This window comes from Cupriavidus sp. FW305-3-2-15-C-LB2 (assembly GCF_058787575.1).
The window spans coordinates 14,327-39,023 of the sequence record NZ_JBYSZW010000028.1 but is presented as its reverse complement, the minus strand read 5'-3'; the positions used below and the strand labels follow the sequence as shown (position 1 = coordinate 39,023).

The 24,697-nt window shown below is 66.2% G+C and carries 21 protein-coding genes; 11 read left to right on the top strand and 10 right to left on the bottom strand.

The window, feature by feature from the left end; all coding sequences use genetic code 11:
* Window positions 1–24 precede the first annotated feature (24 nt).
* Window positions 25–3,423 (bottom strand): diguanylate cyclase, encoded by a 3,399-nt coding sequence (locus tag AC3WRR_RS20225; RefSeq protein WP_492297935.1) that lies wholly within the window; start codon window positions 3,421–3,423, stop codon window positions 25–27.
* A gap of 341 nt (window positions 3,424–3,764) precedes the next feature.
* Here AC3WRR_RS20225 and AC3WRR_RS20220 point away from each other — a divergent pair, with 341 nt between their 5' ends.
* Window positions 3,765–4,163, top strand: a complete 399-nt coding sequence (locus tag AC3WRR_RS20220) for a nuclear transport factor 2 family protein (RefSeq protein ID WP_492297933.1) — start codon at window positions 3,765–3,767, stop codon at window positions 4,161–4,163.
* Window positions 4,164–4,262: 99 nt separating this feature from the next.
* Window positions 4,263–5,150, top strand: coding sequence for a c-type cytochrome (locus AC3WRR_RS20215; protein ID WP_492297932.1), 888 nt, complete (start codon window positions 4,263–4,265; stop codon window positions 5,148–5,150).
* 9 nt (window positions 5,151–5,159) lie between these two features.
* Here the strand turns inward: AC3WRR_RS20215 and AC3WRR_RS20210 are convergent, their stop codons facing one another.
* Window positions 5,160–6,245 carry an acyltransferase family protein gene (locus AC3WRR_RS20210; protein ID WP_037023938.1) on the bottom strand — a complete coding sequence of 362 codons (1,086 nt, stop codon included), beginning with the start codon at window positions 6,243–6,245 and terminating at the stop codon, window positions 5,160–5,162.
* A gap of 331 nt (window positions 6,246–6,576) precedes the next feature.
* On the opposite strand from AC3WRR_RS20210, the gene AC3WRR_RS20205 reads away from it, so the two are divergent.
* The 3 genes from AC3WRR_RS20205 (at window position 6,577) to AC3WRR_RS20195 (ending at window position 9,859) form a co-directional block, all read left to right on the top strand.
* Entirely contained in the window at window positions 6,577–7,041 is a 465-nt protein-coding gene (locus AC3WRR_RS20205; protein ID WP_010813052.1) for a (2Fe-2S)-binding protein, read from the top strand.
* A 15-nt stretch (window positions 7,042–7,056) separates the two neighbouring features.
* Window positions 7,057–9,315: a xanthine dehydrogenase family protein molybdopterin-binding subunit gene (locus AC3WRR_RS20200; protein WP_010813051.1), complete on the top strand. Its 2,259-nt coding sequence runs from the start codon at window positions 7,057–7,059 to the stop codon at window positions 9,313–9,315.
* A gap of 256 nt (window positions 9,316–9,571) precedes the next feature.
* Window positions 9,572–9,859: a hypothetical protein gene (locus tag AC3WRR_RS20195; RefSeq protein WP_037023964.1), complete on the top strand. Its 288-nt coding sequence runs from the start codon at window positions 9,572–9,574 to the stop codon at window positions 9,857–9,859.
* 19 nt (window positions 9,860–9,878) lie between these two features.
* Here AC3WRR_RS20195 and AC3WRR_RS20190 read toward each other — a convergent pair whose 3' ends face one another.
* On the bottom strand, window positions 9,879–11,417 hold the full coding sequence (locus tag AC3WRR_RS20190) for an MltF family protein (protein ID WP_492297962.1): 1,539 nt from the start codon (window positions 11,415–11,417) through the stop codon (window positions 9,879–9,881).
* 179 nt (window positions 11,418–11,596) lie between these two features.
* Window positions 11,597–12,016, bottom strand: coding sequence for a hypothetical protein (locus AC3WRR_RS20185; protein ID WP_011614662.1), 420 nt, complete (start codon window positions 12,014–12,016; stop codon window positions 11,597–11,599).
* 398 nt (window positions 12,017–12,414) lie between these two features.
* Here AC3WRR_RS20185 and groES point away from each other — a divergent pair, with 398 nt between their 5' ends.
* From groES to AC3WRR_RS20155, 6 genes are all read left to right on the top strand, one after another.
* Window positions 12,415–12,705, top strand: coding sequence for a co-chaperone GroES (gene groES, locus AC3WRR_RS20180; protein WP_010813047.1), 291 nt, complete (start codon window positions 12,415–12,417; stop codon window positions 12,703–12,705).
* A gap of 46 nt (window positions 12,706–12,751) precedes the next feature.
* Window positions 12,752–14,395 carry a chaperonin GroEL gene (gene groL / locus AC3WRR_RS20175; RefSeq protein ID WP_010813046.1) on the top strand — a complete coding sequence of 548 codons (1,644 nt, stop codon included), beginning with the start codon at window positions 12,752–12,754 and terminating at the stop codon, window positions 14,393–14,395.
* A gap of 381 nt (window positions 14,396–14,776) precedes the next feature.
* Entirely contained in the window at window positions 14,777–15,736 is a 960-nt protein-coding gene (locus tag AC3WRR_RS20170; RefSeq protein WP_492297929.1) for a fimbrial protein, read from the top strand.
* A gap of 546 nt (window positions 15,737–16,282) precedes the next feature.
* The gene (locus AC3WRR_RS20165) at window positions 16,283–17,521 is read left to right on the top strand and encodes a pilus assembly protein TadG-related protein (RefSeq protein ID WP_439668601.1); all 1,239 of its coding nucleotides are present in this window, start codon (window positions 16,283–16,285) and stop codon (window positions 17,519–17,521) included.
* Between the two features lie 9 nt (window positions 17,522–17,530).
* Window positions 17,531–18,022 (top strand): TadE/TadG family type IV pilus assembly protein, encoded by a 492-nt coding sequence (locus AC3WRR_RS20160; protein WP_439668602.1) that lies wholly within the window; start codon window positions 17,531–17,533, stop codon window positions 18,020–18,022.
* Window positions 18,015–18,461: a TadE/TadG family type IV pilus assembly protein gene (locus tag AC3WRR_RS20155; protein ID WP_439668603.1), complete on the top strand. Its 447-nt coding sequence runs from the start codon at window positions 18,015–18,017 to the stop codon at window positions 18,459–18,461. The genes AC3WRR_RS20160 and AC3WRR_RS20155 overlap by 8 nt, the downstream gene beginning before the upstream one ends.
* Window positions 18,462–18,603: 142 nt before the next feature.
* Here AC3WRR_RS20155 and AC3WRR_RS20150 read toward each other — a convergent pair whose 3' ends face one another.
* The 6 genes from AC3WRR_RS20150 to AC3WRR_RS20125 form a co-directional block, all read right to left on the bottom strand.
* The gene (locus tag AC3WRR_RS20150) at window positions 18,604–19,389 is read right to left on the bottom strand and encodes a metallophosphoesterase (RefSeq protein WP_439668604.1); all 786 of its coding nucleotides are present in this window, start codon (window positions 19,387–19,389) and stop codon (window positions 18,604–18,606) included.
* Between the two features lie 210 nt (window positions 19,390–19,599).
* On the bottom strand, window positions 19,600–20,574 hold the full coding sequence (locus tag AC3WRR_RS20145; protein ID WP_454750198.1) for a type II secretion system F family protein: 975 nt from the start codon (window positions 20,572–20,574) through the stop codon (window positions 19,600–19,602).
* 76 nt (window positions 20,575–20,650) lie between these two features.
* Window positions 20,651–21,628: a type II secretion system F family protein gene (locus AC3WRR_RS20140; RefSeq protein ID WP_454750199.1), complete on the bottom strand. Its 978-nt coding sequence runs from the start codon at window positions 21,626–21,628 to the stop codon at window positions 20,651–20,653.
* A gap of 44 nt (window positions 21,629–21,672) precedes the next feature.
* Window positions 21,673–23,043, bottom strand: coding sequence for a TadA family conjugal transfer-associated ATPase (locus tag AC3WRR_RS20135; protein ID WP_492297925.1), 1,371 nt, complete (start codon window positions 23,041–23,043; stop codon window positions 21,673–21,675).
* Window positions 23,044–23,093: 50 nt separating this feature from the next.
* Window positions 23,094–24,287 (bottom strand): CpaE/TadZ family protein, encoded by a 1,194-nt coding sequence (locus tag AC3WRR_RS20130; protein WP_454750201.1) that lies wholly within the window; start codon window positions 24,285–24,287, stop codon window positions 23,094–23,096.
* A gap of 54 nt (window positions 24,288–24,341) precedes the next feature.
* On the bottom strand, window positions 24,342–24,680 hold the full coding sequence (locus tag AC3WRR_RS20125; protein ID WP_454750202.1) for a hypothetical protein: 339 nt from the start codon (window positions 24,678–24,680) through the stop codon (window positions 24,342–24,344).
* Between the last annotated feature and the right edge of the window lie 17 nt (window positions 24,681–24,697).

The window sequence follows — 24,697 nt, the reverse complement described above, 5'->3', positions numbered from 1 at the left end:
GCCTGGTGACTGGCGCCGGATCCATCACGACCCGGCGGCCTGGGAGGCCTGCGCGTCGCGCTGCCGGCATCCGGCAAGGAACACATCCAGCGCCACCGGACGCCCGATCACATACCCCTGCGCATAGTCCACCCCGATCGCGCGCAGCGCATCGAGGGTGCGTTCATCCTCCACCCACTCCGCCACCGTGCGCACCCCCAGCCGGTGCCCGATGTCGTTGATCGAGCTGACGATCTCGCGGTCGACCGCGTTGTCGGCCAGTTGCCGGATGAAGCTGCCGTCGATCTTCAGGAAGTCCACCGGGAACTGCTTCAGGTAGGCAAACGACGACAGGCCCGAGCCGAAGTCGTCCAGCGACACGGTGCAGCCGGCGCGCCGCATCTCCGTCACCAGCCGGTTGGCCGCGGCCATATTGTTGATCAGCGCGGTTTCCGTGATCTCCAGCCGGATGCGGCTGGCGGGCAGCGCACTGGCCTCCAGCTCTGCATGCAGGAAGGGCAGCAGGAAGGGCTCGCCGAGCGAGTTGGCGGACAGGTTGATCGATACCGACAGCCCGGGCACGGCGCCCAGGCGTTCGCCGTAGCCGCGCAGCACGTTGCGGATGACCCAGCGGTCGACGTGGCCCATCAGGTCGTAGCGCTCGGCGGCGGGAATGAAGGCACCGGGCATGATCAGATCGCCGTGCTCGTCGACCATGCGCACCAGGATCTCGATATGGCAGTGTTCGGCGCCGTCTTCGTTCTCCTCCGGCTGCAGTGCGCGGATCTCCTGCGCGAACAGGCGGAAGCGGTTCGCTTCCAGCGCCGAATGGATGCCGGCGGCGACTTCCAGCTCGCGGTGGTGGCGGCGCGCGTCGCTCTCGTCGCGGCGGTAGACCGAGACGCGGCTGCGGCCGGCGGCCTTGGCGGCGTAGCAGGCCACGTCGGCGCGGCTCATCAGTTCGCTGACCGGGGGCACGTCCAGGTCGATCGCGGCGATGCCGATGCTGGCGCCCATGTCGTACACGCGTCCTTCCCACGGGAAGCGGCGGCCGCGGATGGCGTCGATCACGCCCTGGCAGACCTGTTCGGCCTGGTCGACGGTGCAGTCCTTGAGCAGCAGCGCGAACTCGTCGCCGCCCAGGCGCGCCAGCACGTCGTCGGGACGCACGTGGTTGCGGATCATGTAGCCCAGTTCGCGCAGCAGCACGTCGCCGGCGCCGTGGCCGGCGGTGTCGTTGACGATCTTGAAGCGGTCCAGGTCGATGAAGCACAGCGCGGCGCGGTGGCCGTGCAGCCGCGCCGCGTCGCAGGCTTCGCGCAGGCGCTTCTCGAACCAGGTGCGGTTAGGCAGGCCAGTGAGCGCATCGTGCATGGCCGAACGCGCCAGCTCGCGCTGCAGCGCGCGCGCGGTGGTGATGTCCTGGAACACCAGCACCGCGCCCAGCACCTCGCCGCGCGCGGTCAGCACGGGAGCGGCCGAGTCCTGCACGTCGTGGCGCTCGCCGGTCAGGCTCTGCAGCACGGCGCCGTCCTGCAGGTAAGCCGGCGCGAGCGTGCGCAGGCAGGCTTCGACCGGGCTGGGGATGGGGTCGCCGGTGGCTTCGTCGACGATGCGGAAGACCTGCTCCAGCGGCAGGCCGGTGGCGCTGGCCATGGTCCAGCCGGTCAGCTGTTCGGCGATCGGGTTCATGAAGGTCACGTGCATGGCCGCATCGGTGCAGATCACCGCATCGCCGATCGAGCGCAGCGTGATGTGCAGGCGTTCCTTCTCTTCGAACAGCGCCTCGGTCAGGCGCCGCTGCTCGGTGATGTCCCAGTTGGTGCCGACCAGGGCCTGCGCGGTGCCATCGTCGGTGCGCGTGACCATGGCCATCGCGCGCACGTGGCGCACGTTGCCGCCGGGGCGTGCGATGCGGTATTCGGTATCGAACGGCGCCTCGCCACGGATGGCTTGGCGCATCTCGCCGCTGACGCGGCTGACGTCGTCCGGATGCAGCATCGCGATCCATTGCTCCACCACTGGCGTGCCGCCCGCGGGGTCGGTGCCGTGCAGCGCATGCATGCGCGCATCCCAGGTGACGCCGGCGCTGGTGAAGTCCCACTCCCAGATGCCCACGCCGCCGGCTTCAGCCGCCAGCTGGATGCGGCGTGACAGCCGTTCCAGCTCTTGCTGCGCCAGCTTGCGCGCGTGGATGTCTTCCACCTGGGTGATGAAGTGCTGCGGCTCGCCGGTCTGTTCGTCGCGCACCAGCGACACCGCCAGCAGAACCCAGCGGTAATGGCCGTCCTTATGGCGGTAGCGCTTTTCCAGGCGGTAGGACTCGATCTTGCCGGACAGCAGGTTGTCGACCTGGCGCAGGTCGCCGGTCAGGTCGTCGGGGTGGGTCAGCTGCTGGTAGCTCAGCTCGTGCAGCTCGGCCGCGCTGTAGCCCAGCAGCTCGGTCATGGCGCGGTTCACCGTCTGGCAGCGGCCGTCCATGCCGACCAGCGCCATGCCGATGGCTGAATGCTCCATGGCCTGGCGAAAGCGCTTGTCGCTGCTGCGCAGGCTGGCGCGGCCGTGCCGGTTCTGCTCGGTCAGGTAGGCGATGCAGACCGGGAACACCATGATCACCGCCGCCGACAGCGGCACTGCTTCATGGCGGTGCGCGAGCAGCATCAGCGCCTGCAGGCAGAGTGTGGCCACCAGCGTCAGCAGCGCGGTCGCAAACGGATTGCCGGCCAGCGCCACCAGCACCAGCGGCAGCGACATCGCGGCAAACGGGTCATGGCTCTGCCACTGCGCAAAGGCGCCGATGGCCAGGCACAGCGCCAGCGCGCCCGCCTGCGGCGCCAGCACCGGCCGCGCGACGGCGGCGCGCACGCGCACCTTCGTCATCGACAACATCATCGGCAGCAACAGCGCCATGCCGAGCGCGTCGGCCTGCCACCACGTCCACCAGACCGAGGCGAAGCTGGTGCCATGGGTCGCGGCGATGGCCATGGCGCCGGCGGTGGCCCCCAGTGCCGGCGCCAGGATGCCGCCCACCGCCAGCATCACCGCGAAGGCGGCCAGCGGACCGTGGCGCCCCAGGGCGGCATGCCGGTCCAGCAGGCGCAGCAGCCCGAGCGCGAACAGCATCTCGGCCAGGTTGGCGCCGGTCAGCATCAGCGCGGTGGCGACGCTGTCGCCGGCCGCATGGTTGGCCAGCACGCTGGCGCCCAGCATGCCGGCCAGCAGCCACGGTCCCTCCGCGCGCGGCCGGTGCAGCAGCAGGCCCAGCCCGAAGGCGTTGGGCAGCCACACCGCCGCCACGGTACCGGGCAGCCGCGCCAGCCACAGCGCAGCCGCCGCCAGCACGAAATAGCCGGCGCCGGCCAGCAGCAAGGGCAGCCAGCGGCGCTGCGCGGCAGGATGGTCGTTGGCGGCCTGGTGGCTCGGCGGGGCCGTGTGGGGCGTCATGGACGAGAACGATGCAAAAAGGCGGTGCGTCTGAGTGGGAGGAGGCGGCTTGCCCGGCGCGCCCGGGCGGCACGGCCCCGGATGCGGGGACGGAATGCCGCCCAGCGTAGGGGCAATGTAGCGAGGATAAGGACGCGGCCATTGGCAGGACAGGGGGCAGGTTGGGGGCTATCTTGGCACTGGTGCTGGGGGCGATTTTTTGGTAGGGACCGTCAGGCATGCGGGTAAGCCAGTTCATAACCTCACGAGTAATCGCGCCACGGCCCCGCCGCGCCCATCATGCAGCCATGGCCTGACCTGAGGCCGCTATACGGATTCCCAACCAAGACCAGGAGTACGCCATGTCTGCCGCCATCCAAGCCCAAGTCACTGCCGATCCCGCCACCCTTGCCGACCGCTGCCTCGCCGCCTGGAACGAGACCGATGCCGCGCGCCGGCGCGAGCTGATCGCGCTGGCGTGGACGGAATCGGCAAGCTATGTCGATCCGCTGATGCGCGGGGACGGCCATGCTGGCATCGACGCGATGATCGCCGCGGTGCAGACGAAGTTCCCCGGGTTTCGCTTTACCCGCGTGAGCCCGGTCGATGCGCACGGCGAGCACCTGCGCTTTACGTGGGAACTGGCCCCGGCGGGAGAGCCGGCGCTGGTGGTCGGCACCGACTTCGCCACGATTTCCGCCGATGGCCGGCTGGCGCGCATGACCGGCTTCATCGACCGGGCCCCGGCCGGGCTGGCCTGACCGAGGCGCGCGCCGCCGCTATGTGGCCTGCCCCACCGACAGCCCCCCGCCCACTGGCGGCAAGCTGCTGCATCCAGTGCGGCAGACAGGGGAAGGCAAATGGCGCGATTTCTGCGGGTGGCGGCATGGGGGCTGGCCGGCACGGCTGTCGCCGTGGCCGTGGGGGCCTATGCCGCGGTATGGGTCGGCGAGCGCAAGGCGTCGCGCATTGTCGAGGTCAAGGTTTCACCCATCGCCATCCGTGAAGATGCCGCCGGCATCGCGCTCGGCAAGTACTTGTTTGAATCGCGCGGCTGCATGGAATGCCACGGTGCCGGCGGCGGCGGCAAGCAGGTGATCGACGACCCCGGCGGCCTGCGCGTGCGCGCGCCGGACCTGACGCGCGCCAATCCGGACATTGCCGCCTACCAGCCGGTTGACTGGGTACGGAGCATCCGCCATGGCGTGGCGCCCTCGCACCGGCCGCTGCTGATCATGCCCAGCGAGGACTACAACCGCCTGAGCGACGAGGACCTGGGCGCGCTGGTGGGCTACCTGCGCAGCCTGCCGCCGGCGATGGGGGCGCCCGCGGAAATCCGCATGCCATGGCTGGTGCGGGCGCTGTACGGCGTGGGCATCGTGCAGGACGCGGCCGCCAAGATCGACCACAGCTTGCCGGTGCAGCCTGCAATGGTGCCGGCGCCCACGGCCAGGTACGGCGGCTACGTCGCCAATGCGTGCCTGGGATGTCACGGGCCGGACTTCCGCGGCGGCAAGATCCCGGGCGCGCCGCCCGACTGGCCGCCCGCGGCGGACCTGCGCCCCGTGCCGGGCGGCGCCATGTCGCGCTACGGCCAGGCTTCGGCCTTTATCGCGATGATGCGCAGCGGCAAGCGCCCAGATGGCACCGAAGTAAGCCGCGTGATGCCGTTCAATTCGTTCGGACGCATGAACGATACCGACCTGACCGCGCTCTATCTGTTCCTGGCCGGCATGCCGCAGCGCTGAGCGCGCGCGTCAGCGCCGCGCCAGCCGCCGGCCGGCGGCGATGCCGGGCAGCTCCACCCAGCGGTGCAGCAGTAGCGCCAGCGCCAGCGCCAGGCCGGCATCGATGGCAAAGCGCAGCAGTTGCAGCGCGGTCTGGTAGGGCGCCAGTTCGGGCATCAGGTGCTTGACGCCCTCGATCACGGTGGGGTGCGTCAGGTACAGCGCATACGACAGTTCGCCCAGCCAGACCAGTACGCGCGGCACGCGCAGCACGCCGGCGTGCTCGGCCGCCACGGCGCCGGCCAGCAGCGCCGCCGCGGGCAGCCCGCGTCCGGCCAGGCTGAAGTCGGGCCCGACCAGCGGCAGCGACAGCGCGAACGCCGCGCAACCGGTTGCCAGCATGCCCACCGCGATGGCCGGCGTCAGCAGGTGGCGCCAGCGCGCGTAGGCCCACGCCAGTCCGCAGCCCAGCAGGAATTCCAGCACCAGCGGATTGCTGGCCATGGCCAGCCACGGCGTGGCGAACGGGTAGCCCTGCGCCGGATCTGCCGCCAGCGCGCCGAAGCGCCACCACGGCAGCACCAGCGTGGTCAACGCGAAGACCCCCAGCACCACCAGCAGCGCGCGCCGCCCGGCCAGCAGGCCGAGCGCGAAGGCGGCATAGAACGCCAGCTCATAGTTGAGCGACCAGCCCACGTACAGCGCCGGGTAGCCATAGTACGGCGCGTGGTCGGCTGCAGTCGGCAGGAAGGCCAGCGACGCCGCGAATACCGCCGGCGTGACCGGATTGAGCAGCAGCGCATGGATGGCCGACATGATCCAGTACGGCGGCGCCAGCCGGCAGCAGCGCCGGATCATGAAGCTGAGCGGGCGCTCAGGCTGGGGCCGCGCCAGCACCGCGACCCAGGCGATGATGAAGCCGCTGATGACAAAGAAGACGTCCACGCCGACATGGCCGCGCTTGATCACGTTGTCGGTCAGCCAGTTGAGCGCCGGCGCATCGGCGCCGCCCAGCGCCAGGCCGGAGTGGTAGACCACCACGAACGCGGCGGCCAGCCCGCGCAGGGCCTGGATGCTGTCGAGCCGCGCCACTGACGGGGACTGGGCCGCCGGCACGCGCGTGGCAGCGGTGGCGTGCGGGACCGGTGCCGCGGAGGCGCCGGAATAAGTGTGTTCTGGAACAGTCGATGGCACTGTTGCGGCGGCAGAAATCGGAAAGCGAAGGGATTCATGAGGGACAGCCGCCACATGCCCAAAGTTCGTGCAAAACGGCTTCGGGGGCAGGGTAGTGCGCATGGTGTCCGGCAAGGTGACCGAAATTGCACTATCCTCATTTGTCCTTTGCGCCAGGCTGCGGCGCATGGGCAGTGCCCGCGCGCCGCACGATTGCGCCCGGCGGGGGCACTGGAAAGAACCAGCGGGCAACGTACCCAAGGAGTGTCCCCCCATGACCACCCTCAATATCAACGTCAACGGCAAGACCCGTGAAGTCGACGTGGACCCGTCCACGCCGCTGCTGTGGGCGCTGCGTGACAACCTTGAAATGACCGGCACCAAGTTCGGCTGCGGCATGGCCGCATGCGGTGCCTGCACCGTGCACGTCAACGGCCAGGCTACGCGCAGCTGCGTGACGCCGGTATCCGCGGCTGCCGGAGCGCGCATCACCACCATCGAAGGCATCGGCACTGACAAGGTCGGGCGCGCCGTGATGGACGCCTGGCTCAAGCATGACGTGGCGCAATGCGGCTACTGCCAGAACGGCCAGGTGATGAGCGCCATCGGCCTGCTGCGCACCAAGCCGCGGCCTACCGACGCCGACATCGACCAGGCCATGGCCGGCAACCTGTGCCGCTGCGGCACGTACCAGCGCATCCGCGCGGCGATCAAAGACGCCGCCCGTGCGCTGGCCTGAGCGGGAGGAATGATAATGCGAATCCGAGGCATCGAGGCACTGGCCGGCGGCCAGGGCGGCAATGATGGCGAAGCGCGTCAGCACACCGGTATCGCCACGCTGGACCGCCGCAGTTTCCTGAAGCTGACCGGCCTGGCCGGCGGCGGGCTGGCACTGGGCGTGGCGCCGCTGGCGCAGGCGCAGGACGCGGCCAGGCCCAGGACCACAGCGCCGGCGCCGCAGGCGTTCCTGATCATCGCGCCGGACAACACCGTGACCGTGGCCGTGAACCGGCTCGAGTTCGGCCAGGGCGTGCACACCGCGCTGCCGATGGCGCTGGCCGAAGAGCTGGACGCCGACTGGCGCAACGTGCGCGCCACGCTGGCACCGGCGGGCGACCCGTACAAGGACCCCGCCTTCGGCATGCAGATGACCGGCGGCTCCACCGCGCTGAACCACTCGTTCGAGCAATATCGTGAACTGGGCGCGCGCGCCCGCGCGATGCTGGTGGCGGCGGCCGCGCAGCAGTGGAAGGTCGATCCGGCCAGCTGCAAGGTGGAGCAGGGCGTCATCACGTCCGGCAGCCATCGTGCCACCTTCGGCGAGCTGGCGCCCGCGGCGATGGAGCTGCCCGTGCCGCAGCGGGTCACTCTGAAAGACCCGTCGCAGTTCCGTATCGTCGGCAAGCCCACGCCGCGGCTGGATGCGCGCGGCAAGATGGACGCGACCACGCCGTTCGGCATCGACACGCACCTGAAGGGCATGGTGGTGGCCGTGGTGGCGCGCCCGCCGCGCTTTGGCGGCAAGGTCAAGAGCTTCAGCGCCGACAAGGCGCGCGCGGTGCAGGGCGTGCGCGGCGTGCTGCAGGTGCCGGTCGACCGCGGCGGCAGTGGCGTGGCGGTGATTGCCAGCGGCTACTGGCCGGCCAAGATGGGCCGCGATGCGCTCGAGATCCAGTGGGAAGACGCGGGCTCGAAGGTGTCGTCGCAGGCGCTCTTCGACGAATACGCAAGGCTGGCCGGCCAGCCCGGCACGGTGGCGCGCGCGGGGAGCGGGGATATCGGCTCGGCCATCAACGGTGCCGCGCGCAAGATCGAGGCCGACTTCCGCTTCCCGTACCTGGCGCACGCGCCGATGGAGCCGCTGAACTGCACGCTGCAGCCGGAAGTGGCCGGCGGCAAGGTGCAGTCGGTCAAGGTCTGGGTGGGCTCGCAGTTCCAGACCGTCGACCAGGCCGCGGTGGCGCGCACGCTGGGGCTGGCGCCGGACAAGGTGGTGCTCAACACCATGATGGCCGGCGGTGGCTTCGGCCGGCGCGCGGTGCCGACCTCGGACTACATCGTGGAAGCGGCCAACGTGCTCAAGGCCTGGGTAGCCGCCGGCCACACCGAGCCGCTCAAGGTGGTGTGGAGCCGCGAGGACGATATCCGCGGCGGCTACTACCGACCGCTGCATCTGCACCGCGCCCGCATCGGGCTGGATGCGCAGGGCAAGGTGGTGGGCTGGCAGCACACCATCGTCGGTCAGTCGATCCTGAAGGGCACGCCGTTCGAGCCCTTCATGGTCAAGAACGGCGTCGACGCCACCATGACCGAAGGCATCGTCGAGAATGACTATGACCTGCCGCTGCAGATGTCGGTGCACCATCCGCAGGTGGACGTGCCGGTGCTGTGGTGGCGCTCGGTAGGCAATACGCATACCGCCTTCGTCAAGGAAACGCTGGCCGATGAAATGGCCGCAGCCTCGAAGCAGGACCCCGTGGCATTCCGCCTGGCCCGGCTCGACGAGAAGAAGCACGCGCGCCACCGCGCCGCGCTGCAGCTGGCGGTGGACAAGTCCGGCTATGGCAAGCGCAAGCTGTCCAAGGGCCATGCCTGGGGCGTGGCCGTGCACGAGTCGTTCAACACCGTGGTGGCCTACGTGGTCGACGTCTCGGTGGTGAAGGGCGAGCCGCGCGTGCACCGCGTCACCGCCGGCGTGCATGCCAACCGCGTGGTCAACCCGATGTCCGCCGAGGCCCAGATCCAGGGTGCCTGCATCTTTGGGCTGGCCATGACCAAGCCGGGGTTTGCCATCGAGATCGAGAACGGCGCCGTGAAGAACAGCAACTTCCCGGACTATCCGCCGCCGCGCATCACCGATGCGCCGGTGGTGGACGTGTTCTTCGTGCCCTCGCAGGAGAACCCCACCGGCCTGGGCGAGCCGGGCGTGCCGCCGATCGCGCCGGCAGTGGCGAACGCGCTGTTCACGCTGACGGGCAAGCGCCAGCGGCAATTGCCGTTTGTGATGGCTTGATGGTCTGACCGCAGCCGGCCGCCGAAGGGGAGGTGCAGCCGCGTCGCGCATCCCCCGAATGCGGCTGGCACGCGCTATTTGTTGTAATCGCACCAGTCTTTGCCGGGCCGTGGCTCCACCCTATTGCGTTTGCGCGGCGAGCCGCGTAGAACGGGAAAAACTGCGCGCAAGGAACAGCGCGGAAAAAAATACGCCAGCACCGCCCTGCCGCCGCGTTTCGCGGACCGGGGGCGTGCCCGGAGACCGAGGTGTGATCATGGAGACCCAGGAAAGTACGCTGACCCTTGCGCTGATGACCGAGCCCGCGCGGATCCGGATCTGCCGGGCGCTGCTGGAGGCCGGCGAGGCGGGCCTGCCGGCCACCGACCTGGCGCAGGTCGCACGGCTGAGCCTGGCGCGCGCCGGCCACGTGTTCCTGGAACTGGTGCAGGCCGATGTGCTGGCGCTGTCGATCCAGGAGCGCCGCGTTTGCTACGTGCTCAAGGCGCGCCGCGCCGTGACCGAGGCACTGGGCTATATCGACGCCAGCGGACTGGCCGACTGATCCTTGCGGCGTGGCCGGGCTACTTCCGGACTTCCTTCAGTGCCCGCTCACGCGCGGCCTCCCGGTCCTGCGTGAGCCGGTAGGCCGCGTAGTACTTGTAGATATTGCGCACATAGGTGGTGGTTTCGATGCCGATCTTCTCCGCCACCACGATCTCGACATTGTTGAACCACTTGTCGGGATCCAGCCCGCGCGCCGCAGCCTCCTTGCGCATCTTGGCGATATTGCCGGGCCCGGCGTTGTAACTGGCAAAGGCGAACAGCGGCCGGTTGGATTCCGAGAAATGCGCGTCGGGGAAGTACTTCGTCATCAGCCGGTCCATGTACTTGGCGCCGGCGTGGATGTTGGACTCGACCATCTGGATATTGCCCACGTTCAGTTCCTTGCCGGTGGCGGGCATGATCTGCATGATGCCGACGGCGCCCACGCGGCTGCGCGCCTGCTGGTTGAGCTGTGACTCCTGGAAGCCCTGTGCCGCCAGCATCAGCGGGTCGAAGCCATAGTCCTTGCCATACTTCTCGAAGAAGGCAACGGTCTGCTGGAAGCGCTTGTATTCGGCGTCCTCGGTGTTGTTCTTGATCTGCTTGACCCGGCGCATGGATTGCTTGATCAGGTATTCCGCCATGCCCTGCTTCTTGACGTAATTGACATAGAAATCGTCAATGACCTGCCGCAACTGCGGGCTGTCCTTGCGGAAGGCCCAGCCGACATAGCCGCCTTCGCGCACCGCCAGGTCCTGGCGCACCTTGATGTCAGGCAGGATCTGCGCCCACATTGCGGCCTTCCAGTCGTCGACCACGACGATCTCCAGCAGGCCCGCGTTCAGCATCTCGAGCACGTCCTCGTCTTCAAGGGCATCGGGCAGCAGCACCAGCTTCATCGGCGCCTTGCCGGACTGGCGCAGGCGGTCGTTCAGTGCAGTCAGGCTGTCGTAGTAGCTGCTCGCGCGGCGCACGTGGACGGTCTTGCCCGCCAGGTCGTCCAGGCTCTTCAGCGCCGGCGACTTGGGGCCGGTCACGATCAGCTCGCGCACCGGCTTGCGGTCGCGCGGCGCGGCAAAGTCGACCATCTTCAGCCGGGCCTCGGTCTCGGTCAGGTTGCCGGCGGCGATATCGCCCAGGCCCGCCGCCAGGTCGGGCAGCAGCCGGTCGCGCGTGGTGGGGATGATGATGATGGTGAGCGGGCGCTTGCCCAGTCGACTGGCGTAGGTCTTGTTCAGGTAGCGCTCGAATTCCCGCACCAGTTCTGCGGTAATTCCGCGCTCGTGGCCTTTGTCGCTGAAGTAGAGGGTGCGGCTGTAAGGCACCAGCACGCGGATGACGCGACTGGTGACCATCACATCGAAGTCGCCCATGCGCGGCTTGTTGGCCAGGTTGAGGCCGCGCGGCCTGGCGACATCTGCCTTGCCGGTTGCGGCTTTTGCCGCGGGGGCCGCAACGGGCGCGGACGCCGGCGCCGGCTTCTGCTGCGCGGCAAACGTGCTGCACAGGCTGAGTGCGCCCACCAGGCCGGACAGGAGAAGGCCTGCGAACCAGTGGCGTGGGTGGGCAGCGGACATGGCGCAGATGGCAAGCCGGGCAGAAAGGCGCACGACTCGCTCGTATCGAGTCTAGGCGCGATCCTGCCTCTTGCAAGCCGCCAGGGTCCGGATGCTGCCGAAGGGCAAACGGGAGGGGTATGTCTGGCACGAAGAAGGTGGCCGGCTGATCCCGGCCACCCGTCTCGCAAAGGCTGGCGCTATTGCTTTGGTGCGGCCATTTCCTGCTTGGCCGTTGCATCGGCTGCCTTGTTCTCTACTTTGCGCTCCTGCTTGGCAGCGCCGACTTCTTCCTTGTACTCACCCTTGGCCGCCTTCTTCTTGGCCTTGTACTCGGCGGCGGCCTTCTGGCGCGCCTCGCGGCGTTCCACCAGCGGGTCCTTCGGCGGCTCGATCTGGGTCATGCCGGGCGGCACGCCCTGGCCGCCTGCCGGCGTGGCAGAGGTTGCCGGCATCGCCGGGGTCGCGGGCATGCCCTGGGCAGCAGGGGTTGCCGGCGTGGCCGGGGTAGCGGGGGTGGCGGTTGTCTGGGCAATGGCCGCAGCGCAGCTGAGGCCAGCCAGGCCTGCGGCAATCACGCTGGCGATTCGGGTAAGGCGAGCAGGCTGTTTCGTATCCATGGAATACCTCCAGAGTCGCTGTCGGAGGCGCCGGCAACGGAAGCGCTCGGCGCGGCGTACGCCGTACATCCGGCCAAGACGGGCGCGCGGCGACAAGCCCAGTCTAGGTAGCGGCACCACGTTGCGCTGTCAGGCACACGCCCGAATGGGTGCCGGGATTATTCCTACAGGCGGGTCGTTGCCGGCCGGGAGCCCATGCCGCGCAAGGCATCAACCGCTCCTCGGGAAAACCCGCATCACACCCGCGTCTTGAAATGCCCCTACCCCGTCCCTATAATTAGCACTCGTCAGGGGTGAGTGCTAACAGCCTCCTGCGACACCTGAACATTTCTGACGGCCGTCGCCTCGGTAGCCGGCCGATTTGTGATCAAAAACTCACTTTGTATCTAGGAGTCCGTATGAATCTGCGTCCTTTGCACGACCGCGTGATCGTGAAGCGTCTGGACAACGAAACCAAGACCGCGTCCGGTATCGTGATTCCCGACAACGCTGCCGAGAAGCCCGATCAAGGCGAAGTGCTGGCAATCGGTCCTGGCAAGAAGGATGACAAGGGCAACAACATCGCCCTCGACGTCAAGGTCGGTGACCGCGTGCTGTTCGGCAAGTACGCCGGCCAGGCCGTGAAGGTGGAAGGCCAGGAACTGCTGGTCATGCGCGAAGAAGACATCATGGCCGTGGTGAACAAGTAATTCACCAACTGACCGCCACCCCGTACAGATTTCAGGAGATTCAAGAATGGCAGCTAAAGACGTAGTGTTCGGCGACGCCGCACGTGCCAAGATGGTCGAAGGCGTGAACATCCTCGCCAACGCAGTCAAGGTGACCCTGGGCCCGAAGGGCCGCAACGTGGTGCTGGAGCGCAGCTTCGGCGGCCCGACCGTGACCAAGGACGGCGTGTCCGTGGCCAAGGAAATCGAGCTGAAGGACAAGCTGCAGAACATGGGCGCCCAGATGGTCAAGGAAGTGGCTTCCAAGACCAGCGACAACGCCGGTGACGGTACCACCACCGCTACCGTGCTGGCCCAGTCGATCGTGCGCGAAGGCATGAAGTTCGTTGCCGCCGGCATGAACCCGATGGACCTGAAGCGCGGCATCGACAAGGCTGTTGCCGCCGCCGTGGAAGAGCTGAAGAAGGTCAGCAAGCCCACCACCACCAGCAAGGAAATCGCCCAGGTTGGCGCGATCTCGGCCAACAGCGACACCTCCATCGGTGAGCGCATCGCCGAAGCCATGGACAAGGTCGGCAAGGAAGGCGTGATCACGGTTGAAGACGGCAAGTCGCTGGCCGACGAGCTGGAAGTCGTGGAAGGCATGCAGTTCGACCGCGGCTACCTGTCGCCGTACTTCATCAACAACCCGGAAAAGCAGGTTGTCCAGCTGGACAACCCGTTCGTGCTGCTGTTCGACAAGAAGATCAGCAACATCCGCGACCTGCTGCCGGTGCTGGAGCAAGTGGCCAAGGCCGGCCGCCCGCTGCTGATCGTCGCTGAAGACGTCGAGGGCGAAGCCCTGGCGACCCTGGTGGTCAACAACATCCGTGGCATCCTGAAGACCGCCGCCGTCAAGGCTCCGGGCTTCGGCGACCGCCGCAAGGCCATGCTGGAAGACATCGCCATCCTGACCGGCGGCACCGTCATCGCTGAAGAAATCGGCCTGACGCTGGAAAAGGCTGGCCTGAACGACCTGGGCCAGGCCAAGCGCATCGAGATCGGCAAGGAAAACACCATCATCATCGACGGCGCCGGCGACGCAGCTGCGATCGAAGGCCGCGTCAAGCAAATCCGCGCCCAGATCGAAGAAGCGACCTCGGACTACGACCGTGAGAAGCTGCAAGAGCGCGTGGCCAAGCTGGCCGGCGGTGTTGCCGTGATCAAGGTTGGCGCTGCCACCGAAGTCGAAATGAAGGAAAAGAAGGCCCGCGTGGAAGACGCCCTGCACGCCACCCGCGCTGCGGTGGAAGAAGGCATCGTCCCCGGCGGTGGTGTGGCCCTGCTGCGTGCCCGCGCTGCGATCTCGGCACTGACCGGCGAAAACGCCGACCAGAACGCCGGTATCAAGATCGTGCTGCGCGCCATGGAAGAGCCGCTGCGCCAGATCGTGCTGAACGCCGGTGAAGAAGCTTCGGTGGTCGTTGCCAAGGTTATCGAAGGCAAGGGCAACTACGGCTACAACGCCGCTTCGGGCGAGTACGGCGACCTGGTGGAAATGGGCGTGCTGGACCCGACCAAGGTCACCCGCACCGCACTGCAGAACGCCGCTTCGGTGGCTTCGCTGATGCTGACCACCGACTGCGCAGTTGCCGAATCGCCGAAGGAAGAATCGGCTCCGGCAATGCCGGGCGGCATGGGCGGCATGGGCGGCATGGAAGGCATGATGTAATTCATCGCCGACCGACTGCCCTCACGGGCAGGCTGTCTTGGAAAACCCCCGCGGGTGCGAGCCCGCGGGGGTTTTTTCGTTCCGGGCAGCGCGACGCTCGCGCCTTGCCATGCACGAGTGCAGAAAACTCTCACCCTGATCTAAGGCTTGCCCTATTTGTGGAGCGGAAGGCGCCGGCTACATTTCTAATCGCCGCCTATTGAACCCGCGGGCAAATCCCGGATCAACCCACCTCCTAGCATGGCTGCCATAGAAAACGAAATCACTACATCGCCACGACGCTGGCTGGTTCATGCCACCGCGCGCATCAGGCGCGTGCCTTCGGTGCTTGCCTGCGCGGCACTCATGTGCCTGGCATACGCCCAGGCGCATGCTGCCTGCATGGGAACCACCGTGACCTCGCCGTTCCTGCCGGCCACGGTGAGCATCAGCAAGACCACCGGCATCGGCCAGGTGATCTCCAGCGCCACCATTACCGTAACGGTGACGTGCGACGACACCGGACTGCGGCATCCATCTACCAATGGCTGGGCCCTGAACTACACGCCGCAGACGCCACTGGTGGCGACTTCGATCTCGCAGCAGACCTTTGCCACCGCCATGCCGGGACTGGGCTATCGCATGTACATGCCCGACGGCAACCTGATTGCACCGACCAGCTACGGCACCAACGGCGGCGACAACTTCGGCGCCAACTGCATGGGGGCGGCTTCGGGCGGGGTGCCTTGCACGATGCCGCTGGGCACCTCGACCCAGACCTTCCGGTTCCGGCTGGACCTGGTGCGGACCAGCACGGTGCTGACCAGCGGCACGTTCAGTGACAGCCTGATGCGCTTCGGCTACCAGGACAGCTGGACGGGGGGCTCGGGACCGGGGCCGTGGACGGCCCAGTTCGGCGAGCAAATGACTTCGACAGTGACCTTCCGCTTCATTCCGCCAAGCTGCAACCTCAGCGCCGGCACGGCGAACCAGGTCATTACCTTGCCCAAGATCAGCGCCTCGTCCCTGCCCACCATCGGCTCGACCGCGGGCGCGACGAGATTCGGGCTCACTCTCGAGAATTGCGTCACCCAGTCGATCGTCACGATGAACATCAGCGGCGATGCCACCGCCGTGGGCAGCGTCCTGCGGAACAACGGCTCGGCGCAAGGCGTTGGCCTGCAGATGCTGAATGGCGGCCCGGCGGGCACCCCGCTGCCGCTCAACGCCGATGTCGGCATGGGCAATGTCGGCGCGGCAATGACCATGGCCATTCCGTTGGGGGTGAGGTACTACCGGGTAGGCCCGGTCACGCCAGGCACGGTCGACAGCGTGGCAACGGTCAATTTCAACTACAACTGAAGGGGAAGCCGCTCGCGAGAGCCCTTGCTTTGGTGCCGGACTCACGGAGAGCGTCATCCGCCTGTTGGCCGCATGACGCTCAATTGGTGGCCGAGGTATGAGTCAAATCTGTAACACACCTCTGTGCAGCAGGCAGCCTTTTCCACGCGCTTGTAGAGCCGAGCAGGCATAGCAAGCAGGCTTCTGAGCCCGGTAAGTGACCTTGATCGCACCATTGAGGCGAGGCATGCCGATTTGCATCGGCATTGGGCCGGAAGCCGGACTCGCTGGTCAGGGGCTGCAATATCCTGGCGAGTCGTCCAGCGTGCCCTCTCCAGGCTGTGTCCCTACCTACTGATTCCGCCATTGGGCCGATACCAATTGCCGTTGGCATGACCAAGAATGCATGTACGAAGCCAGGTATCGGGATGTTCCCGGTGTAGTCAGCCGGACGCCTAAGTGTGTCGCTCGCAGCCGTGGACCTCGGCAATGACAGCAGACCTGTGAGGCTATTCCCGTTATCCGCCCAAGCTGGGTGCTCATGTCTCTTATCCAAGGGCGATGCATATGTCCACGTATAGCAAAAAGAAGGCAAAAGGGGTCATTCTTCCGATCGTGGGCCTGACCCTGGCCGTGTTGCTAGGCATGGCCGGTCTGGTCATCGACCTTGGGGGCATGTTTGTCGCGAAGACCGAGCTACAGTCGGCCGTCGATAGCTGCGCGCTGGCCGCGGCGCAGGAACTCGATGGCGCTGCGGACGCCCTGACACGGGCTACGAGCGCTGGGCTGACAGCTGGGAACGCCAACAAAGTCAGGTACCAGAAGGGCTCGGCGGCCCTCGTCGACACTGACGTCACCTTCAGCGATACGCTCAACGGATCCTACAGCTCGACCTTCACGCCTGTTGCCAACGCGCGCTACGTGAAATGCGATCATCTTACGAGCGGGATTTCGGCCTACCTGATCCAGATGGTCGGAGGCCCCTCCAGCAATGCTGTTGCTGCCGTCGGTGTTGCCACCCGCACTCATGCCCAGAGCACCTGTCCCATCCCTGTTGGCTTGCTTCCCAAAGCGGGGGCTATCGCCCCTGACTATGGATTTGCGATTGGTGAATGGGTAACTGTGCTTTACGACGGCACCAGGACGGCCGCTCCCGGGGAAATGGGCTGGTACAACCTCGATGGATCCACTAACGCCAACGAGACAAAACAAGAGATGGCCGTCGGGTACTGCAACTCCAAGGTCGAAGATACGCTCCGGACCCCTGGGGCGAAGGTCGCCGTGGATGACCAGTGGAACAGCCGCTTTGGCATCTACAAGAACAACGGCGACATGTCGCTCATGCGGCCGGACTTTACGGGATATGCCTACACCACCACGAACTGGCCGAATGGCAAGCAGGCATATTCCGGTTCATCAGGTGGTACTGACCCGACTGCGACCAATTTCAAGACCAAGCGGCTGACGTTCGCAAGCTACGCGGATACGGGCACGGATGTCCAGGCCGGCGACACGATCACCAACCTGAACATGAAAGGCGGCTACAAGGATCTGGCTGTGCCAGGCGCCAATGGCGATCATGCAAAGCTGGGGATGAGTCGCCGCCTTGTGATCGTGCCAGTCATATCGACGGCTTCGAAAGTTGTGGACTTCGCCTGCATGCTCATGCTGCAGCCGATCAGCGGACCTACTGAAACGGTTCAGTTCGAATACCTGGGTAATGCGGCGACGGTCAGTAGCCCGTGCACGACCAACGGCCTGGCCGGTGGCAATTTCGGCCCCATGATCCCGGCGCTTGTCCAGTAGGGGAAATCAATGAAGAAGCGACAAAAAGGTGTGGCGCTCGTCGAGCTCGCCATCACAATTTCCTTACTACTGGCGATCTGCTTCGCCGTCACTGAGTTCGGCCGGGCAATCTACACGTACAACACATTGGCCAAATCAGTCCGTGATGCGGCCCGCTACCTGAGTACGCAGGCGGCGGGCAACGCGGCTGCGCACGCTATGGCGAAGCAACTGGTCGTGTACGGTACGCCGGTGGCTACCGACGGTCAGCCGACCCTGGCGCCTGGCCTGAAAACCAGCATGGTAAGCGTCTGCGACGCCGCGGATCCGGCATGCGCTTCCAATATGGGCCAGGGCGCCAGTCCTGCAATCAATACTGTGACGGTCCGGATTTCCGGCTATACGTTCACGCCTATCCTGGACCTGCTCGGATTTACGCGGTTTTATACCGGCGGCAGCGATTCACTTACGTCGATTTCCTTCAGCGATATCTCAGCTACGATGAGGCAGGCTTATGAATAGGCGTCAGCGAGGTGCGACAGCGGTGGAATTCGCCATTGCGGCAGTGCTCTTCTTTGGGTTACTGCTTGGCATATTGGAGTTCGGACGGGTGCTGTATACGTGGAATGCCGTCGCAGAAGCCACCCGGTGGGGAGCGAGGCAAGCGGTTGTCTGTGGCAGAGGATCGCCATCAGTGCTCAACCGAATGCAGGAAATTCTGCCAAGTCTCAAATCTGCCAATGTCTCTGTCAACTGGTACGACGCAAACGGACTGAGCGCCAGTTGCGACAGCGCATCCTGCACGGGAGTCGCTGTCAGCGTGACGGGATTGGCCGTTTCCCCGGTCTCTCCGGCGGCCTGGGTCGGATTCTCCAGCCTGGCTGTACCCGGATTCCTGACTTACCTTCCCAGGGAGATCATGGGACAGGACGCGGGTAGTAGCGCTGTCTGCGACAGCTGAAAATCCTGGTCCAGAAAGCCCCCGCCGGTGTCCGCGGGGGTTCTTTCTTTTGTGGCCCGGCGGCTGGTCGGAATTCGACCGTGGCCTACCACAGCACCTGTGCTGCGGCTCCGTCAGCCAGCCATAAGAGGATGGCACCGCTTCAGACCTCGACCATGCAGCACCAGTCGAAACACTTGTTTTCCAGCTCGCCGGTGCGGCGGCTGACGTAGCCGCGCGGGTTGCAGACCACGCGCGAATCGTCGATGCAGTAGTCGAAGCTGGTGTGGGTATGGCCGTGGATCCACAGGTCCGCCTGCGCCACCAGGTCGGGCCGGCGCGACAGGAAGCCGCCGGAGACCAGGTCGTGCGAGTAGCGCGGGTCCAGGCTGCCGAGGTCAGGACCGTGGTGAGTGACCACCACGGTCCTGCCATCGTAGGGTTGTGCCAGTTGCGCCGCCAGCCAGTCCGATGCTGCCTGGTGGCGTGCCAGTGCGTCCTGTGGCATGAAATGGCGCGGACGGCCGTCGTCGCCGTGGAGTTCGATCAGCCGGTGGTCCAGCATCACCGCCGCACAAGCCTGCATCGCGTCTTCGCGCCGGTCCGTGCCGAACAGCGTGTAATCCGTCCACCAGGTGGTGCCGATGATGCGTACGCGTCCATGTGCGCCGTTGAATTCGGCCACAGCGCCATTGAGCACTTGTATGCCTGGGTGCTCTTCGGTGGCTTCCGCCATCAGGCGATCCACCGTCTCGAAGTTGCTTTCGTAGTATTCGTGGTTTCCCGGCACGTAGACCACCGGCTGGCTGAAGGTGCGCGCAGCCCAGTCGATGCCGTCGCGCCCGTTGGCGATGTCGCCGGCCAGCACCACGATGTCGGCATCGCAGGCGGGCACGGACTGCGGCATGTTGTGCTCGATGTGGAGGTCGCTCAGGATGCGTAGCTTCATCGGGACTCCGGAGGCGCTTGGGGCTCGCTGCATGGGCCGCTACGGCGGCAGGCGGTTGCCTGCATTCTTAATAAGCCAGCCCGTCAGGTCAAGTCCCGCGGATCCCACCGAAAAGCAAAAAAGCCCGGAACCAGGTCCGGGCAAGTGACTGTCTAGCCGGCATTGCACCGGGAGACAGCCGGGGGAAACGATCGCGGTTTCCCGGAAGTATTACCCTCCCTGTCCGGCCATGGTCGGCAGTAGGACGCGATAGATCTGGATAAAGGCTGGCCCGAGCAGCACCAGCAACAGCGACGGGAAGATGGTGAAGATCAGCGGGAACAGCAGCTTGAGCGCGATCTTGGCGGCTTGCTCCTCGGCCAGCATGCGGCGTTTGGTGCGCAGCATGTCGGACAGCACGCGCAGGGACTCGCCCAGGCTGGTGCCGAACCGGTCCGCCTGGATCAGCATGGAGGCAAACTTGTCGACGTCTTCTACTCCGGTGCGCAGCGACAGGTTCGACAGTGTCTTTTCCTTGGAGAAACCTGAGCGCAGCTCCAGCAGCATCAGCTGGAGCTCATCGGCCAGCACCGGGCAGCGCAGCGCCAACTCGTCGGCCACGCGCATCAGCGCGGCATCAAGCCCGAGGCCGGCTTCCACGCAGACTGTCAGCAGGTCGATCACGTCCGGGAACTCTTCGAACACCGTGCGCTGGCGTTGCGACAGCTTGCGCGCCAGCACGACATTCGGCAGGTAGTAGCCGATGGCGCCCAGCACCGCGAGCAGCGAGAACATCATGTACTGGTCCTGGAACCCCGGACGCCCGCCTACTGCCACCAGCCCGATCATCGGCAGCGTGATGGCCAGCACCGTCTTGGCGCCAAAGTACAGCGGCGCGGCGCCGGCGTTGCGCCATCCGGCGTTCATGAAGCGCACGCGCAGCTGCGAGTTTTCCCAGCCTTCCTTGGGTAGCGACAGCCGCGATACGGGCTGCGACCATTGCACGAGCTTCTCGACCAGCGCCTGCTGCCTGCCCCGGTCCGCGCCGGGTTGCCCCGCCTGGCCGGCGAGCTGCTCCGCCCGGCCGCGCATGCGGTTCGGCGAGAACACATAGAGCACGCCGAACACCGTGCCGAACGCCGCCACAAAAATCAGCGCCAGCACGACAAACTGGCCTGCCTGAAACCCCTGGATAATGCCTTGCATGATGGACTCCCGTCAGGATAGCTGTCCGGCCCTGCATGTTGAGACCCTGCGTTTCTTCCGTCCCGGCTTTGGGGCCTCATACGTGGATGCGGATGATCTTGCGCATCCACAGCACGCCAAAGGCCATCGACATCAGCGCGCCGCCGACCATCTTCAAGCCAATCGGGTCTTTCCACAGCACCTCCATGAAGCCCGGATTGACCACCATGACCATCCCCGCGGTGCAGAAAGGCAGCAGGCCCAGCACCCACGCGGACATCTTGCCTTCCGCCGACAGCACGCGGATCTTGTCGTACAGCTTCAGGCGCTCGCGTACCATGGTGCCGATGGTGTCGAGGATCTCCGCCAGGTTGCCGCCGCTTTCGCGCTGGATCAGCACCGCGATCACGAAGTAGCGCAGGTCGCCCACCGGCACGCGGATGGCGAGGTTGGTCATGGCCTCGTCCAGCGCCACGCCGTAGTTGATCTCCTCGAAGGTGGTGCGGAACTCCGGCCCGATCGGCGCCTTCATCTCCTGTCCGACCATGCCGAGCGCGCCGCTGAACGAGTGGCCGGCGCGCAGCGCACGGCTGATCATATCGACGGCATCCGGCAGTTGCGCCTCCATCTGCTTGAGCCGCTTGCCGCGCAGGCGCACCACATGCAGCACCGGCAGGAGGGCGGCCAGCGCCGCGCCGCCCAGCATCAGCGGCACAGGCACCGGCACCAGCGGGATCAGCGCGACCGTGCACAGCCCTACCATCGCGCAGTAACCCAGCAGCTGCCCTACCGACCAGCTGCTGCCGGACTGTTCCAGCCAGCGGTCCAGCGCGCCGATGCGGGGCACGCTCATCAACCAGCGCTGCATGCGTGGCGATCCGGACAGCAGCCGCTTCTTCAGGATCGATAGCTGCTCAGCGCTGACCTGTCCACCCGCGGACAGCGCCCGGAGCCGTGCCTCGATGCGCCTTGCCGCCGGGCCGTGCGTGCTGTTCCACCACAGGTAGATGCCCTCGACACAGAGCACCACGGCCACGAACAGCAGGATGCCGAAGGCATAGAAGATCATGCTCATGTGTGTCTCCCCGGTGGTGTTCGTTGTGTTTGTCCGTTGCAGGCTCAGACTTCGTAGCGCTTTGCCGGGTCGTAGGTCTCATCGGGCAGTCCCACGCCAAACACCCGCAGCCGCTCGGCAAACTTCGGGTACACCCCCGTGGCGCGGAAATGGCCGCGGACCGTGCCGTCCTTGTCCACGCCGGTGCGCTGGAACGCGAAGATCTCCTGCATGTTGATGATGTCGCCCTCCATGCCGGTGATCTCCTGGATGCTGACGATCTTGCGGCGCCCATCGTTCATGCGCGCCGCCTGCACGATCACCGTGATGGCCGAGGCGATCTGCTGCCGCATGGCCTTGGCCGGCATGGTCAGGCCGGCCATGCTGACCATGTTCTCCAGGCGCGTCAGCGCATCGCGCGGCGTGTTGGCGTGGATGGTGGTGAGCGAGCCCTCGTGGCCGGTGTTCATCGCGTTGAGCATGTCCAGCGCCTCGCCGCCGCGCACTTCGCCCAGGATGATGCGGTCCGGGCGCATCCGCAGGGCATTTCGCACCAGCGCGCGCTGCGTGATCTCGCCCTTGCCTTCGATATTGGGCGGGCGCGTTTCCAGCCGCAGTACATGGGGCTGGCGCAGCTGCAGTTCGGCCGCGTCCTCGATGGTGACCACGCGTTCGTCCTCGGGGATAAAGCCCGACAGGATGTTCAGCAGCGTGGTCTTGCCGCTGCCGGTGCCGCCCGACACCAGCACGTTGACCTTGGCCTGCGACAGCGCCTGCAGCAGCTGCGCCATCGGCGGCGTCAGACTGCGCAGATCGACCAGGTCGGACACCTGCAGCGGATTCACGGAGAAGCGCCGGATCGACAGCAGCGGCCCGTCGATTGCAGAGGGCGGGATAATGGCATTGACGCGCGAGCCGTCCGGCAGGCGCGCGTCCACCATCGGGCTGGTCTCGTCGATGCGGCGGCCCACGCGCGACACGATCTTCTCGATCACCTTCATCAGGTGCGCGTCGTCGTAGAACAGCACGTCGGTCAGTTCCAGCTTGCCGCGTCGTTCCACATAAGTCTGGCGCGCGGTGTTGACCAGGATGTCCGACACCGTGGGATCCTTCAGCAGCGGCTCCAGAGGGCCGAAGCCAAACATCTCGTCATAGATCTCCACCGTCAGCTGGCGGCGCTCGCTGTCGTTGAGCAGCACCTTCTGCTCGTCGATGATCAGGTTGACCAGCGTGGCGATCTCCTGCCTTACCTGCTCCTGCGGATAGCGCGCCAGCCGCTCAAGCTCTACCCGGTCCAGCACGGTTTCATGCACATCGCGCTTGAGGGTGTGATAGCCCGATGACGTCGGCCTCGCGGATGCTGAAAACTGGATCGCGGCGTGGCCGTTGGCGATGAGTGCGGGGCCGGCACCAGCCAGCTGTTCGCGGATTGACATGTTGGGCTCCTTCAAGTCGGAATCTGTTGACCGGACCAGGCCGGCTGCAATCAGGTACTCTTCGCGCGCAGCATCAGCCGGCGCAGCGGTGATACGGGTTCAGGCCGGCTACGGCGCTCGGGTTCCGGCGTGGCCAACAGCTGCGTGGACAAGGACTGCAGCGCGCGTGCAATGGCGCTACGCCGGCTCAGCTTGGCAACAGGCTCCCCATGGCTCACGGCTTCTTCCACTGCCGAGGGGTCGTCGGGCAGGGAAATCGCCGCCTTCATGCCGAAGATTTCCTCCATCGTCGCGCGCGGTACCTCGTTCTTGCGGCCGGTGCGGTTCAGCACCAGCTGAATCTTGTCCGCCGGGTAGTGCAGCGCGCGCAAGATGTCGACCAGGCGGCGGCCGGGACGCCCGAAGGCGACCGTGGGCTCGGCCACCACGCAGATGCGGTCGCTTTGGTCCAGCACGCTGATCGACAAGGGGTCGATACTCTGGCCGATGTCGAAGACGACGAAGTCGTAGTTGGGCTGCATCACGGAGAGGATCCACTCCAGCTTGTCCTTCTGGATCTGCGTGGCCTTGACGGGATCCGTGGCTCCGGCGAGCAGGTCGAAGCCCTTCTCCACGTGGACCAGGCAGGCATCAAGGAAGGAGGCGTCCATCCGGTCTATCTGACCGCAGATGTCGGGCAGCGTAGAGGGCGGGGTCTTGTCGCTGACGATATGGGTGAGGTCGCCGAAGTGCCGGTTCAGATCCACCACCAGCACTCGCTTACCCTGGTGCCTGACCAGCGCGTCGGCCAGGTTGGCAGCCACGAAGCTGGTGCCTGCGCCACCCTTGCAGGAGATCACGGAAATCACCTGCGCGGTCTCGTGCACGCGCGGCACGTGGGTCGCTTCCACGCGCTTGAGCGCCTCAGCCAGCTGGCCCTTGTCCAGCGGCCACGACAACACGTCGCGGATGCCGGCGCGCATGGCCTTGATCAGCACGTCGGAGCCCGGCGCCTGCGTGATCAGGATGCATGGCAGATCGGGATGCTGCTGGCGCAGGGTTTCGATGGCCTGCATCTGGGTAGGTCCGATGGCGGGCAGCTCCAGGATCAGCAGATCGGCCATGCGCAGACGGTTGGCATGGAACGGGAAGCGAGCCAGGCCCTCCTGCAGCAACATGGCCTGGAAGTTCCCGACCACGACGCTGAGCCGGTTGATCTCTGCCAGGCGGTCGGCGTCTTCGGATGTGATCAGGATCTTCAGCATGGTGTCATCTCCAGTTTTCAGTCATCTCCGAACCTCACTCCATGAGCACTGAGCTCAGCGTGAGCCGCCGCCGCCCATGCCCACGCCGCCATAGCCGCCGGCGCCGAAGTCGATCGTCATGGCGGGCGTGCCGCCTTGCTGGCCTTTTGACAGCGAACGGTCGAAGTTCCTCATCGCCGCCACGGCCGTCTTGCCGTCCGTTCCGGTGACGGTGGGCAGCCCGGCGGGCGCGTCAGGATTGATGATCTGCATCTGCGTGACGGTGGCCAGTGCCACACCGCGCTGGCCGTCCCACACGGGCGTCGAGGTCATGCAGGCCGACAGCCCCAGGCAGGCCAGGCTGCCCAGCGTCAGGACGGCGGCGCCGCGCGAAAGCTTCAGTGTCTTGCTCATGGTCGTTCTCCGATTCT